Below are 15336 nucleotides of genomic sequence, written 5' to 3' on the forward strand. Positions count from 1 at the left end.
TCGAAATCTTTGATAAAGGTTGTCGATTAATTTTTCAATTTACCGTTTTTTTAAGTGCATTTTAATTCTCTATAAAGTGAAAAGATAATTGTTCAAGAATATTTTTGTAACAAATTTTAGAGCCTTTCTAAATTTTACTCGGGTCAGGTTTGAGATTTTCTTTCGAGAATGTTTGGTCGTTTTTACGAGGAGGATAGCGGGCTATCTGACGAGTGAAAACGGGAAAAAAGACCGGAAGAAAACGCAAAAATGACCTGATAATATTTTTTGTCGGAAAATTTAGACAGGCTCTTGCAGTCGGGAGAAATTTCCGGTTGCTTGGCTCGTTTTAAATTACTAATCAATAATTAAAAACACACAAAGAATGAAAAAAACATGGAGAATTGTTTTGCCTGCGTTACTGGTGGGGTCGTTTATTTCTTTTGCCGACACGAAAGACAAAAGAGAAATAAATGATAAAGTAGTAACGGAAGAGGTCTGTCCTTGTGAAATGGAAGGCATAGATCCTGAAGAAGCTTACAATCGTTCGGTGACAAATGCGGGTATGTATCAACAAGTGAGTAAAGAAACTCCGAAGTATTTAAATCCGAACATTCCTATTGAGGAACGTATCGATGACTTATTACCTCGTCTTACTCTTGAGGAGAAAGTAATTCAATTGAGCGATAGCTGGGGATCAAAGGGCATTGCTCGGTTGAAGATTCCTGCAATGTTGAAAACCGAAGGATTGCATGGCCAGTCTTATGCTACCGGTTCTACCATATTCCCGCACGGGATTAATATGGGTAGCACGTTCGATACAGAATTAATACAAGAAGTCGGCAAGGCTACGGCAATTGAGGCTAAAGCTGCAAATTTGCGGGTCTCTTGGTCTCCGGTATTGGATGTGGCTCGCGATGCTCGATGGGGACGTGTCGAAGAAACTTATGGTGAAGATCCTTATCTTGTCGGTCGTATAGGTGTAGCATGGATCAAGGGTTTTCAGGGAGAACACATGTTTGCCTGTCCCAAGCATTTTGCCGGTCACGGACAACCTGTCGGCGGTCGTGATAGTCATGATTACGGATTATCGGATAGGGTAATGCGTAATATTCATTTAGCGCCTTTCCGTGATGTTATTAAAGAAGCGAATGCATTCGGGGTTATGGCGGCTTATGGGCTTTGGAACGGAGTACCTGATAATGGTTCGAAAGAACTGCTTCAAAAAATTCTTCGTGAAGAATGGGGATTTGAAGGTTTTGTCGTTTCTGATTGTAGCGGTCCTGAAAATATTCAACGGAAGCAGTCGGTTGTGAGTACTATGGAAGAAGCTGCTGCTATGGCTGTCCGTGCCGGAGTAGATATCGAATGCGGATCGGCTTATAAGAAAGCGTTGGCTTCAGCGGTGAAGAAAGGCATTATAAAAGAAAGTGAACTGGATGCTAATTTGCGTCGTGTGTTCAGAGCTAAAATGCGTTTAGGATTGTTTGACAAACCGAGTATCGAAAATATGGTTTGGAATAAGCTCCCGGAATATGATACTCCCGAACATCGGGCTTTGGCACGTAAAGTAGCAGTAGAAAGTACAGTCCTTCTGAAAAATGAAAATAATCTTCTTCCTTTGGACAAAAATATTAAGACAATCGCTGTTATCGGTCCGAATGCAGATCAGGGACAAACAGGTGACTATTCTGCAAAATATGCGCCCGGTCAGATAATTTCGGTTTTAGAAGGTGTTAAAAACCATGTAAGTCCTTCTACAAAAGTTTTATATGCACAAGGTTGTACGCAACTCGATATGGATACTACAGGATTTGCAGAGGCTGTGGATGTTGCAAGACAGTCTGATGCGGTGATTCTTGTTGTGGGAGATAATGCAAACAGACATGAAAACGGAAATAAAAAGAGTACTACGGGAGAAAATGTAGATGGAGCTACTTTGGAGATTCCGGGTGTGCAACGCCAATTGATTAAGGCTGTAGAAGCGACAGGAAAACCGATCGTGTTGGTGTTGGTAAATGGTAAACCGTTTACTTTAACGTGGGAAGATGAAAACATTGAATCTATTCTTGAGACTTGGTATCCGGGAGAAGAAGGTGGTAATGCTACTGCAGATATTATTTTTGGTGACGAAAATCCGTCCGGGCGTTTGCCTATCTCATTCCCTCGTCATCCGGGACAGTTGCCTTTGTGGTATAATTATGAAACTTCCGGACGTAATTATGACTATTATGATATGCCGTTTACTCCATTATACCGTTTCGGTCATGGATTGAGTTATACGACATTCCGTTATTCTAATCTTAAAGCTACTCCTAAAAATGGAGATCCCGGCTTTGTGACTGTTTCGGTGGATATCGAAAATACAGGAAAACGGTCGGGTGAAGAAGTAGCTCAGTTATATATAACCGATTTGGTAGCTTCGGTAAATACCGCAGTTATAGATTTGAAAGGATTTAAGCGTGTTTTCTTAAAACCGGGAGAAAAGAAAACTGTTACTTTCGAGCTTAACCCTTATTTGCTTTCTTTATTGAATCCGGATATGAAACGAGTTTTGGAAGCCGGGAAATTCAGAATGCATGTTGGAGGGGTTTGCCCCGAACCGCCCAAAGGATCAACTGAGCATAAACAGAAAATCGGTTTTAAAGATCCGAGTCAAGGTATTTCCGGTGAGTTTATGGTCGATAAAGATTACAAAGCAGATTTTGAATATACTGTATCGGCGCCGAAGAGTGTAAAAGGCGGAGAATCGTTTAAGGTAGTCGTAAAGGTGACGAATAATGGAAATTTATTAGATATTGCCGATGTTAAACTATATGGAAACAGTTTCTTGGATGATCGTCGTGCAGAGATCGAAGCCGGAGATACGAAAGAAATGGTTTTTGATGTGCAGATGTATGCAAGCGGTAATCAGACTTTAACCGTGATTTTGGACGACCAGATAAAATCTGTTCCTTTAAAAGTTTCGAAAGTCCCGGCAAAACTCGTCTTGGAGGGTAGTTCGATAGATATGACGGAGAAAGGAGAAATGGTTTATGTTGCAGAAGCACGAAACGTGGGAAGTGAACCTTTTAATAAAAATCTGGAAGTGAAGGTAGAAGGAGTAACCGTTGCATCGCAACCGTTGCATTTGGATGCTGGAGCTGGTCAGCGTGTCGAAATTAAATACGCATTCCCTCGTTCCGGAACATTCCGTGTGAAGGTCGGCGCAGAAACAGAACAACAATTGACTGTACCGGGAGGAATCGGATTAGCGTTGCAAGACCCGTTAGCTTATGTAACTTTTGAAGGAGCGACAGATAAAGAAGTTAAAAACGAAATTACTGGAAAAATGTTGCCGATTCAGGGCAAAGCCCAAATTGTCGACGGTAAAAACGGAAAAGGATTTAAAAAAGACAAAAAAGAGACTTTTGTCGATGCAGGTGGTATGGATCTGTACCGGAAACCGTTTACTTTGGCAGCATGGGTTTATCTGAACCAGATGGATAACGGTCAGGCTATGTTCTTCGGTGGACAAGCTCCGATGGGGGCGGATGTCGATGTAACCGGAACACGGTTGGCAGCCGGTATTTTCCAAGAAAAAACGATTCTTTCTTACGAAAATAGTGACGTTCGCGGTAACAATAAATTGCAATCGGGGAAATGGGTACATTATGTTTATACCTACAATCCGGAGAAAGAAGAAGGAGCGATTTACATAGACGGTCGTTTGGATAAGAAGGCTTTCCAGAAACCTTTTGCCGGACCACTGGAACGTATTGCCGGGTCTCAACGTTTTTCATCAGGTAAATTTATTATGGATGATGTTCTTGTTGCCCGTACGACGATGGATGAGAAAGCCGTAAAAGAACTTTATACAAATGGTGTGGAAGCTATGCGTAAAGCTCAGAAAGTAACCGATTGGCGTCCTATGAATTCGGTTGTTGAAAAAATGAAAGCGTGGGCAGAATTAAATGCTGGTGGAAAGATTCAGGTTTTTGTTGAGGTTGCAGATAATAGCGGAAAAGTAATTGATTCCAAATCGGTACAGTTGAAGAGTGGAGAAAATGAATATTCTTTGGCAGGATTAAAAAAAGGAGACAAGGTTCGTTTACGTATAGATTTGTCATCTGCGGCTTGGGACGGTGTCCCAGCCTTGCAAACGGTCGTTTTAGAAGGCTCAGAACCGATCCGTTGGTCAACTATTGAAGAATGGAAGAAAGGTTCTGCTTCCAATTCTTTATTAATAGGATTGTGAATCGTAAGTATATAGAGTTAGTTTATTGAGTAAAGGCGGTATTTCTTTAAAGGAATATCGCCTTTCTTTTAGACAGACTCTTAATATTCCCGAATTTATATGGTAGTTGATTTGGAATAAGATTTATATCTTTGCAACCTTTAATTTGATTAGGGTGTAGTATGTTGAAAAAAACATTTCGATTATATCGGAACTATTATGTTGCATTATTGAAGTTGGGTGTTCCGATCATGATAGGACAGTTGGGAATTATCGTCGTCGGATTTGCCGATAATATAATGGTTGGTCATCATACTCCGGAGGAGTTGGCTGCGGCATCTTTTGTAAATAATCTTTTTAATCTTCCGTTGATGTTTGCTTTAGGCTTTTCTTTGGGGCTTACTCCGTTGATCGGGAATCTGGTCGGGAAAAATCAGGTAGCAAAAGCCGGTCAGACTCTTCGATATGGCCTTATCGCCAATTTGCTTTTAGCGATTTTGCTGATTGGGATTATGTCCGTAGTTTATGTTAATATAGACCGTATGGGACAACCGGAGGAACTTTTACCCTTGATTAGACCCTATTTCCTGATTCATTTGTCAGGTTTAGTTTTTATCATGCTATTTAATGCATTCAAGCAATTTGCCGATGGCATTATGGATACCCGTATCTCGATGTACATACTTTTGTGCGGTAATGTGTTGAATATTATAGGTAACTATTTATTGATATTCGGCCCGGGTTTTTTCCCTGAACTTGGATTGCTCGGAGCAGGATTTTCTACATTGTTGTCTCGTATTTTCACGTTGTCGGTTTTTGTATATCTGTTTTTCTTTACGTCTCGTTACGGCAGGTTTAAAGAAGGTTTTCGTCATCTTAAAGGAGACATCGGAAAACAGTTGTTCCATTTAACGAAAATGGGAATGCCTATTGCTCTGCAAATGGGGATGGAAACCGGATCTTTCAATTTGAGTGTTATTATGATGGGATGGATCGGTACGGCAGCATTGGCGGCACATCAAGCAGTTGCAACTTTTACTACAATCGGTTTTATGCTTTATTACGGTATCGGGTCGGCTATTACGATTTTGGTAAGTAATGCTAAAGGAGCAGGAGAGATGAATAAGGTAAGATTGATAGCAAATGCCGGATTTCATGTAATAATTCTTTTGGCCGTATGTATTGTAGTCATAATGGCTTTGTTCCGACAACAGGTAGGTTATCTGTTTACAGATTCGGAAGAAGTGAACAGAATCGTAGCATTGTTGATAATACCGACTATGGTATATCAGTTCGGAGATGGCTTACAAGTTGCGTATGCAAATGCTTTAAGGGGAATAGGAGATGTAAAACCTATGGCATTGATTGCATTTATCAGTTATTTTCTTGTTTGTTTGCCTGCGGCATACTTATTTGGTTTTGTTTGTCAGGGTGGTGCTATGGGTATTTGGTGGGGATTTCCTATTGGTTTGACTTTGGCAGGAGTCTTATTTTATTCTCGTTTCAAATATAAGATGAAGAATACGAAAATCGTGTAGTCCGGAGCGGACAGTAAAAATATTCTTGGGACAGGATTTAAGCAAGTTCTAATGAGTTGGCCGGCAATGTAAAATATTCCGTACTATCCGGTAGAATGTTCGGATAGTACGGAATATTTTGATTATTCATTATCTGTCTCCGAAATAAAAACGAATGCCCCCAAGTAAATTAAATCGGTTTAAGTTTATTCTGTCATAGTCATTATAAACTATGGTACTATGGACGTTTTCCATCTTTATGTTTTTCAGGAATGCCGAACCTACGATTTCATTGAATGAGATACCTATTCCCATGTGTTTGTTAAGTTTATATTCGATTCCGATTCCATAATTAAACCCGATAGTCGATACATAGGTTTTCCCTTTTTCAATTCCTGAAGATATTTTGTCTGAGAATTTTAAATATCCGACACCGACTTCTCCGTTTATCATCCATTTTTTATTGAACGAATATTTTGTACAAAATAAAGGTGCGATATATGAAAATAAGACATTATGATCCATGTTCGTCTTTTCGTAATAACTGTCAGAACTGTATCCTGAATAAAAAATTCCCCATCCGAAATTTTTAATATAATGATGGAATGCCAAATCCCATGCAAGTCCGGAAGTCAGTTTATCATCAAATTGTTTATCTGTCCCGGTGAGCCCTTCTGTTTTAGGTAGCCACCCGTAACCGACATTGAATGAAAAATCGACTCTTGGAGGTAACGGGCGTACTTTGTTTAAGACATTATTTACACTATAATTGTAGAATGTCGTTTGTGTGTTGTATGTAGAATCGGATATGCCGGATTTGATAATATTTCCTGAAATTTGGTGGCAGGAACTTGCAACACCCGGTAAAAGGTGATCGGTGATTTGCAGAATATCTCCTCCGGCTTTTCTTGTTTCTTCTTTTGCTATTTTCAATACTTGATCATATCGGCATCGAATAGTAAAACTTCGGTCTAAAATAGCAACTTGTCCTATCAGAGTTGCAGCGACTGGGACTTTTTCTCCCTCATTTACGATCATGATTGTATCTTCTTGAGATAAAGACGGATATTCCTGTATCTTGTTTAATACAATTTTAGGAGAACAGGAAAAAAGAGTACATAATAATACTCCGGTAAGAATTTTATTTTTCATGATATGTGTGTATATAGTTTGTGTATTGCAAATATAATAAAAGTATGTTGTAATTTTCAATTATAAACACTTGTTTTTTGGGGAATGAAAAGCGGGCGCAAAGACTTTGTATAAAACCTTTGCGCCCGCTTTCTATATTGGGGATAACTTTATTTCTTTTCTTCCGGTTTTAACCAATGGTCAAGCCAACGGAAAAATATCCGTTGCCATAAAATGGCATTTTGAGGTTGCGCAATCCAATGATTTTCATCAGGAAAGACAACCATTTCGGCGGGAACTCCTCTTAATCGGGCAGCGTTGAATGCCGACATACCTTGAGAGGCAAGTATCCGGTAATCATTTTCTCCGTGGGTGATAAGTATCGGTGTATCCCATTGATCTATAAAGCGGTGCGGCGAATTGGCGTAAGAACGTTGGGCGATAGTATTATCTTTTTCCCAATAAGCGCCACCTAAATCCCAGTTGGCAAACCACATTTCTTCTGTTTCTACATATTGTTGTTCTAAATTGAATATTCCGGCATGAGCGATAAAGGCTTTGAATCGTTTTTGATGATGCCCGGCCAACCAATAAATAGAAAAACCTCCATAACTTGCCCCGATTGCTCCGAGACGATTTTCATCGATAAAAGGTTCTGTCTTTACTGCGTCAATAGCAGAGAAATAATCTTTCATATTCTGACCGCCATAATCACCGCTTATTTGTTCCAGCCATTCCTGACCGAATCCGTATAATCCTCGTCGATTAGGTGCAACGATGACATATCCGTTTGCCGCCATTAACTGCAAGTTCCATCGATATGACCAGAACTGGCTTACAGGGCTTTGCGGACCTCCTTGACAATATAGTAATGCCGGGTATTTCTTATTCGGATCGAAATGGGGAGGATATATAATCCATGTCAGCATTTTTTTATTGTCTGTTGTGGTAATCCAGCGTTCTTCCACTTTACCCATAGTAATTTGATCTAAGGTTTCCTTGTTCTCGAATGACAATTCCGTAATTGCTTTATCATTTAGATTGATACTATAAATTTCATCCGGTTTTGAGAAAGAATGCTGTAATACGATCAGTTGCTTATTATTTATCGGTTTTATATCAGCATAATCGACTTGTCCGGTCGTGATTTGTTCTATCTTTTTATCATTGATATGAATGTTGAAGATTTGCTCTATTCCTTGATATACGCTTAAGAAGTAGATCGATTGTCCGTCTTCTGCCCAATTCAGCATGTCTAAACTGTAATCGAACTCGTCTGTCAAATATTTCTTTTCTCCGTTTTGCATATCCATGACGAACAAGCGGTTTTTATCCGATTCGTATCCGTCACGTTCCATACTCATCCATGCTAAATAACGCCCGTCGGGAGAAAAACTCGGATGCGTATCGTAACCCATCATTCCTTCGGTCAGGTTTTTGGTTATTTTCGTCTCGGTATCGTATAAATAAATATCGGAGTTGGTAGATATGGAATACTCCAATCCGGTTTTCTTTCGGCAGGTGTATGCAATGCTTTTACTGTCCGGAGTCCATGCAAATCCTTCTGTACCGCCAAAAGGCTTCATCGGAGCTTCATACGGTTCGCCTTCGAGAATGTCATTTATATTTTCTAACGTGTTGCCGTTAAAGTCTGCTATAAAAGGGTGAGGAATGGATTCCACCCATTCGTCCCAATGTTTATACATGAGGTCATCGATAACACGTCCGGTTGCTTTGGGCAGATCAGGATAAATATCCGAGGCTCGTTGACCGTATTTTACATTCGAAAAGAATACGACTTTTTTCTCATCGGGAGAAAAAAGAAAACCGTCTATTCCTTTTTCTTGATTACTGATTTGTTTTCGGTTCGATCCGTCGGCATCCATTATCCATAATTGAGAACTTCCGCTTTCGGATGTCAGAAACGCTATTTGTTTTCCATTGTTGATCCATACAGCATTTTGTTCGGATTTAGGAGTATGGGTGATCTGAATTTTATTACTTCCGTCAATGTCCATAACAAATAGTTCCCGATTACTTTTGTTTTCGGGTATGCTCACGTATGTTACGCCATAAAGAATCTTTTTCTTATCCGGAGATATTTCTATTCCCCCGACGCGTCCGAGAGTGTACATGACTTCCGGAGTCATGATTCCGTTTTCTACTTTGGGATGGCTTTTGCCTATGATCCCTTCGCTGCTCTCTTTCTGTGTCTGACAAGCAGACAAAAGTACCGCACTTGCCATGATGAGTTTGCTGATTGGTAATTTCATAAGTTTTACTATTATTTGTATTTCCTCTTTTTGTATTTTGTTTTTGATGATATTTCTGTTTTTGAATTTTTTATGGGAGAACCGTATAGACGATTAATTAAATCCGGCCGTCCCATTCTTTGCAGTTCCGATAAAATCTGTTTCCGTTGATCGGGTTTATACCAGAAAAAAAACTGTCTTTGAGCCAGTTTTTCGTTTTGGCTGCGGGCTGTATATATTTTTTCTCCCGTATAAGGGTGATATCCTGTATAATATATCTCGGTAGAGAGCGTCATAGGGGTAGGGGTAAAATCTTGAACTTGTTCGAGGTGAAAGTTCAATTTTTTTGTGATAGCGGCCAGTTCGGCCATATCCTCTTCTCTACAACCCGGATGACTTGATATGAAATACGGAATGAGCTGTTGGTTGAGTCCGGCTTCATTGTTTATTTTTTCAAATGTTCGTTTAAACTCTTCGAACTTTTTAAAAGCGGGCTTCCGCATTAACATCAAAACATTGTCGGACGTATGTTCCGGAGCGACCTTTAATCGGCCTGAGACATGTTTGGCAATGACTTCTTGTGTATATTTCGATGTACTTGCATTGACTTTTTCATCCTCATGACGGTGTTGTAACAAATCATATCTTATTCCGCTACCGATAAAAGACTTTTTGATTCCTTTTATTTGATCTACGCTATGATATATATCTAATAACGGAGTGTGATCGGTATATAAATTTTTGCAGACTTCGGGATGTATGCAAGACGGACGTTTGCATTTACGGCATATCTCCTGACGAGAACCTCGCATCTTGTACATATTGGCTGAAGGTCCTCCTAAATCGCTGATATATCCTTTGAATCCGGGCATTTCCGTAATTTGTTTTACCTCGTTCAGAATCGATCGTTTCGAACGGGAGGCTATGAATTTTCCTTGATGAGCAGAAATCGTACAAAATGCACATCCTCCGAAACAGCCTCTGTGTAAATTTACAGAAAATTTGATCATTTCGTATGCCGGTATATTTTTCCCTTTATATTTGGGATGAGGCAGACGAGTATAAGGCAAGTCGAAAGAGGCATCTATCTCGGTTTCGCTCATAGGAGGATAAGGTGGGTTTACTTTTATAACCGAGTTTTTATATTTTTGCCATAGTCGGCGAGCTTCATATCGGTTCGATTCTTCTTCGACATGGTAAAAATTGCGGGATTGTTTTCTTTTGTCTTGCAAGCATTCTTCATGAGAGAATAAAACGAAATCGGTTGCGCTTTCATCGGTGTGAGGTAACTCGTTTTCAGATGTAATAATAGCGGTCTGTCTCAAGTCTTTGATCTGTCCTATTTTTTCACCGCTCCGAAGCCGCTTTATCAATTCTCTGATCGGGAGTTCTCCCATACCATAGATGAGCATATCTGCTCCGCTATCGATCAGAATACTCGGTCTTAAGCGGTTTTCCCAATAGTCATAATGAGTAACTCGCCGCAATGAGGCTTCTATACCTCCGGTGACAACCGGTATATGGGGATAGAGTTTTTTTAATATTTGTGTATATACTATTGTCGGATAATCGGGTCGCATTCCTGCCCGTCCGTCAGGGGTATAAGCATCATCAGAACGAAGCCTTTTATTTGCCGTATAATGGTTAACCATTGAATCCATAGCTCCGGCGGAGATCCCGAAAAATAGTCTGGGTTCTCCTAATTTTTTAAAATCTCTCAAATCGTCACGCCAGTTCGGCTGGGGAACAATAGCGACACGTAACCCTTCGGATTCCAGAATACGTCCGATTACTGCAGCCCCGAAAGAGGGATGATCGACGTATGCGTCTCCTGAGAAAAGAATTACGTCCAGATAATCCCATCTTCTCAGTTCTAATTCTTTTTTCGTAGTCGGTAACCAGTCTTGTAATTTGTATTCTTTCATTGTTTTCCGGTTATTTTTCTGTTTTTATCCGGTTTATGAAATCCGGTTTGCGGTATTACAATGAATCATACCGGTCTTGTAATTTTACCAATTCGTCCCGATATTGAGCGGCTTCGATAAATTCCATTCGTTTAGCAGCTTCTACCATCGCTTTTCGGGTATTTTCAATTGTCTTTTTCAATTGGTCTTTATTCATGTATTGGACTACCGGATCGGCAGCTATATTGACATGCGAAATATCGTATTCCTCCTTATATAAAATAGGTTGACCTTTTTCGGTTTGAACATCCGGTTCTTTTGTGAGAATAGAGTTTCTGGCTTTTTGTATTGCTTGAGGCGTAATATGGTTTGCTTCGTTATAAGCCAACTGTTTTTCTCTGCGCCGATTAGTTTCATCGATCGTTTTTTGCATGCTTTCGGTAATTTTGTCAGCATACATGATTACCATTCCGTTCAGGTTGCGGGCTGCCCGTCCTGCCGTCTGGGTCAAAGAACGGTGGGATCTTAAAAAGCCTTCTTTGTCTGCATCCAATATGGCGACTAATGAGACTTCGGGCAGATCTAAACCTTCGCGAAGGAGATTTACTCCGATAAGAACATCGTAAAGCCCGTTACGCAGGTCTTCTATAATCTGAATACGCTCTAATGTATCGACATCCGAATGGATATAATTGCAGCGGATGTCGAGCCGTAGCAGATATGTGTTCAGCTCTTCCGCCATACGTTTGGTGAGTGTCGTGACTAATACCCGCTCGTCTTTTTCGATTCTTTGTTGTATCTCTTCGAGCAAGTCGTCTATTTGATTAAGACTCGGCCGGACTTCAATTATGGGATCGAGCAGTCCGGTGGGGCGAATGACCTGTTCGACGATAATACCCTCGCTTTTCGTTAGCTCATAGTCTGCAGGAGTTGCACTGACATAGATTGTTTGTTTGGTGAGGTCTTCGAATTCTGAAAATTTCAGCGGACGATTATCTATTGCCGCCGGTAGTCGGAATCCGTATTCTACAAGATTTGCTTTTCGGGAATTATCTCCGCCATACATTGCCCTTATTTGAGGTATTGTAACGTGGCTTTCGTCGATAATAGTTAAAAAATCTTTCGGGAAATAGTCTAACAGACAGAATGGTCTGGTGCCGGCAGCCCGTCCGTCGAAATATCGGGAATAATTTTCTATTCCGGAACAATGGCCGACTTCTCTGATCATTTCGATATCGTATGTTACTCTTTCATACAAACGTTTGGCTTCAAGTTCTTTCCCTATCGATTTGAAAAACTCTACTTGTTTTCCTAAATCGAGTTCTATTTCACCGATTGCTCGATCTATTCGTTCTTTGGTAGTTACAAAAATATTGGCCGGATATATTTTATATTCATCGAATAGAGTGATCGTGTGTCCGCTCATCGGATCTACACTTTCTATCGATTCTATCTCTTCACCCCAAAAGATAATGCGCAAAATAATTTCCGTATAGGCCAGATATATATCTACCGTATCTCCTTTGACCCTGAAATTTCCCCGATTCAGTTCGATTTCATTACGGGAATACAAACTACCTACGAGTGCTCGTAAAAATGTGTTCCGTTCTATATTTTGACCCACACGGACATTTATTACGTTACTATGAAAATCTTCAGGGTTGCCGATACCGTAAAGACATGAAACCGAAGATACGACGATAACGTCTTTGCGGCCTGATAATAAAGCTGATGTCGTTGAAAGCCTGAGCCGGTCTATTTCTTCATTGATTGCCAAATCTTTCTCTATGTAAGTATCGGTTGTCGGAATATAGGCTTCCGGCTGATAATAATCATAATATGATACAAAATATTCTACGGCATTATCGGGGAAAAAACTTTTAAATTCTCCGTACAATTGGGCTGCCAAAGTTTTGTTATGACTGAGGATCAGTGTCGGTTTCTGAACCTTTTCGATAACATTAGCCATAGTAAATGTTTTACCTGACCCGGTAACTCCCAGTAGGGTTTGAGCGGAAAGGCCGTCTAAGACTCCCTGACTAAGTTCCTCTATCGCTTCCGGTTGGTCACCGGTCGGTCGGTAAGGTGAAACAATTTTGAACTCCATAAATGCTGTATATATTTTTGATTTGCGAAGTTACGAAAAAACTCGAAGAAACGGCTACATCCGTTCTCTTTTCATACTATTACCTTCAAACTTTCTATTGTCTTCTTAATCATATATTTTACTTTCATTTTATTGTATTTTTGCTAAATAAATAGCGGGATTGATATTTTTTTATTTACTTTGTCGCCATAGTATGAAATTAAACGAGAAATAAAAGCTATAATATACCATGATTTGGAATGAAACGATCGAATGCATGAGCCGGGATGAAATGCGCAAGTTACAGGGAATCCGGCTGCGGCAAACCGTAGAAAGAGTTTATCATAATACCCCGTTTTATCGTAAGAAAATGCAGGAATTGGGGATAACTCCTAATGATATAAATAGTATTGACGATATTGTCAAACTCCCTTTTACGACAAAACAAGATTTGAGAGATAATTATCCTTTCGGACTTTTTGCAGTCCCGATGTCGGAGATTGTGCGTTTGCATGCTTCTTCGGGGACGACCGGCCGTCCTACTGTAGTGGGATATACTCGTCAGGATTTAGCAACTTGGGGGGAGGTCGTAGCTCGTTGTCTGGCGGCATACGGTACGGATAAACACGACATATTTCATGTCTCTTTCGGTTACGGGTTATTTACCGGAGGTTTAGGATTGCATTACGGTGTAGAAAATCTGGGTGCGACGGTTATTCCCATGTCGAGTGGAAATACGGCTAAACAAATACAGTTGATGCATGATTTCGGTTCTACGGCTTTGGCTTGTACCCCTTCTTACGCTCTTTATTTAGCTGATGCGATAAAAGATTCGGGTATCCCTCGTGAAGAATTTAAGTTGAGAGTCGGTATGTTCGGAGCAGAACCTTGGTCTGAAAATATGCGCCGTGAAATAGAGTCTAAATTGGGTATTAAAGCTTTTGATATTTATGGTTTGAGTGAAGTGATGGGACCGGGAGTGTCTTATGAATGTGAGTGTCAACATGGTGCGCACATCAGCGAGGATCATTTTTTCCCGGAAATCATCGATCCCCAGACATTTGAACCGTTATCGCCGGGAGAATCAGGAGAATTGGTATTTACGACGATAACGAAAGAAGGATTGCCTCTGCTTCGTTACCGTACTAAAGATTTGTGTTCTCTCATATATGATAAATGCGATTGCGGACGGACGACTGTGCGTATGAGCCGGATCACCGGGCGCAGTGACGATATGTTGATTATCCGGGGAGTAAATGTATTTCCTTCTCAGGTCGAGAGTGTGATTCTTGAGCTGGAAGAATTCGAACCGCATTATTTATTGATTGTTGACCGGAAAAATAATTTGGATACATTGGAAGTTCAGGTAGAGGTTCGGGAGCAATTCTATTCAGATGAAATTAACAGAATGATGGAATTGAAAAAGAAAATAGGTCATCGGCTACAAAGTGTTCTCGGCATCGCCGCCAATATAAAATTGGTAGAACCTCGTAGCATAGAACGCAGTCAGGGAAAAGCTAAACGAGTGATTGATAACCGCAAAATTGATTAAAACAATACGATTATGATTATAAAGCAGCTATCGGTTTTTCTTGAAAATAAGACCGGACGTATTAACGAAGTAACCCGTATATTGGGTGAGGAGGGAGTGAACCTTTCTGCATTTAGTATGGCAGAAACAGCAGATTTCGGTATTCTTCGTGTTATCGTTTCTGATCCGGATAAAGCTTTGGAGGCTTTGAAAAGACATCATTTCGGAGTGTCTCTAACTGATGTCGTTTGCCTTAATTGTCCGAATACACCGGGAGCTTTGGCTAAAGCGTTAGGGTATCTTTCCGATGAGAATGTTTTTATTGAGTATATGTATGCATTTGCTGCCGGAGATGTTGCCCATGTCGTCATTCGCCCGGATAATATAGAGAATTGCATTCGGGTACTGACTGAACATCGGCTTGAATTGATGGCAGCGCATCAGTTGTACAAACTTTGATGAAAAAATTTGATTAATATAGAATAGTGCCGTATATTTGTCTTCATAAGGCGGGTATGCGGCATCGTTTCGTATTTCTTTTTTGAGAACTGTTTTCCGGTTTCGATAGGGCGTACAGGTTACGGACGTGCAGAAACGGGTAAATAGACCGAAAAGGGGCTTAAAGAGACTGAATAATAATTTTTACATCGGAAAATTTAGACAGCTCTTAGAGCTTGTCTAAATTTTGCTCGGGTCAGATTTGAGAGTTTCTTACGAGGA

General features: G+C 40.3%; 8 protein-coding genes. 4 read left to right on the forward strand and 4 right to left on the reverse strand.

The features are described 5' to 3' along the window. The first annotated feature begins 364 nt into the window (after positions 1–364). Positions 365–4216 carry a glycoside hydrolase family 3 N-terminal domain-containing protein gene (locus tag Q0093_RS08205; RefSeq protein WP_297929594.1) on the forward strand — a complete coding sequence of 1284 codons (3852 nt, stop codon included), beginning with the start codon at positions 365–367 and terminating at the stop codon, positions 4214–4216. A 161-nt stretch (positions 4217–4377) separates the two neighbouring features. Next, complete coding sequence (locus Q0093_RS08210) at positions 4378–5733, forward strand: MATE family efflux transporter (RefSeq protein ID WP_297929595.1); 1356 nt, start codon at positions 4378–4380, stop codon at positions 5731–5733. A 129-nt stretch (positions 5734–5862) separates the two neighbouring features. Here the strand turns inward: Q0093_RS08210 and Q0093_RS08215 are convergent, their stop codons facing one another. From Q0093_RS08215 to uvrB, 4 genes are all read right to left on the reverse strand, one after another. After that, positions 5863–6864, reverse strand: coding sequence for an acyloxyacyl hydrolase (locus Q0093_RS08215; RefSeq protein ID WP_297929596.1), 1002 nt, complete (start codon positions 6862–6864; stop codon positions 5863–5865). 149 nt (positions 6865–7013) lie between these two features. After that, entirely contained in the window at positions 7014–9116 is a 2103-nt protein-coding gene (locus tag Q0093_RS08220) for a S9 family peptidase (protein ID WP_297929597.1), read from the reverse strand. Positions 9117–9127: 11 nt separating this feature from the next. Then, entirely contained in the window at positions 9128–11020 is a 1893-nt protein-coding gene (locus Q0093_RS08225) for a YgiQ family radical SAM protein (RefSeq protein WP_297929598.1), read from the reverse strand. A 55-nt stretch (positions 11021–11075) separates the two neighbouring features. After that, complete coding sequence (uvrB, locus tag Q0093_RS08230) at positions 11076–13106, reverse strand: excinuclease ABC subunit UvrB (RefSeq protein WP_297929600.1); 2031 nt, start codon at positions 13104–13106, stop codon at positions 11076–11078. A gap of 229 nt (positions 13107–13335) precedes the next feature. Here uvrB and Q0093_RS08235 point away from each other — a divergent pair, with 229 nt between their 5' ends. Then, positions 13336–14637, forward strand: a complete 1302-nt coding sequence (locus Q0093_RS08235) for a phenylacetate--CoA ligase family protein (protein WP_294179556.1) — start codon at positions 13336–13338, stop codon at positions 14635–14637. Positions 14638–14649: 12 nt separating this feature from the next. Beyond that, positions 14650–15075 carry an ACT domain-containing protein gene (locus Q0093_RS08240; RefSeq protein ID WP_294179555.1) on the forward strand — a complete coding sequence of 142 codons (426 nt, stop codon included), beginning with the start codon at positions 14650–14652 and terminating at the stop codon, positions 15073–15075. The last annotated feature ends 261 nt before the right edge of the window (positions 15076–15336 follow it).

Origin of the sequence: uncultured Coprobacter sp. (assembly GCF_947855755.1) — a bacterium.
In the GTDB taxonomy this organism is placed as follows: domain Bacteria; phylum Bacteroidota; class Bacteroidia; order Bacteroidales; family Coprobacteraceae; genus Coprobacter.

Coding starts and splice junctions, on each gene's coding strand:
- Q0093_RS08205 (WP_297929594.1), top strand. CDS start 365: ATGAAAAAAACATGGAGAATTGTTTTGCCTGCGTTACTGGTGGGGTCG.
- Q0093_RS08210 (WP_297929595.1), top strand. CDS start 4,378: ATGTTGAAAAAAACATTTCGATTATATCGGAACTATTATGTTGCATTA.
- Q0093_RS08215 (WP_297929596.1), bottom strand. CDS start 6,864: ATGAAAAATAAAATTCTTACCGGAGTATTATTATGTACTCTTTTTTCC.
- Q0093_RS08220 (WP_297929597.1), bottom strand. CDS start 9,116: ATGAAATTACCAATCAGCAAACTCATCATGGCAAGTGCGGTACTTTTG.
- Q0093_RS08225 (WP_297929598.1), bottom strand. CDS start 11,020: ATGAAAGAATACAAATTACAAGACTGGTTACCGACTACGAAAAAAGAA.
- uvrB (WP_297929600.1), bottom strand. CDS start 13,106: ATGGAGTTCAAAATTGTTTCACCTTACCGACCGACCGGTGACCAACCG.
- Q0093_RS08235 (WP_294179556.1), top strand. CDS start 13,336: ATGATTTGGAATGAAACGATCGAATGCATGAGCCGGGATGAAATGCGC.
- Q0093_RS08240 (WP_294179555.1), top strand. CDS start 14,650: ATGATTATAAAGCAGCTATCGGTTTTTCTTGAAAATAAGACCGGACGT.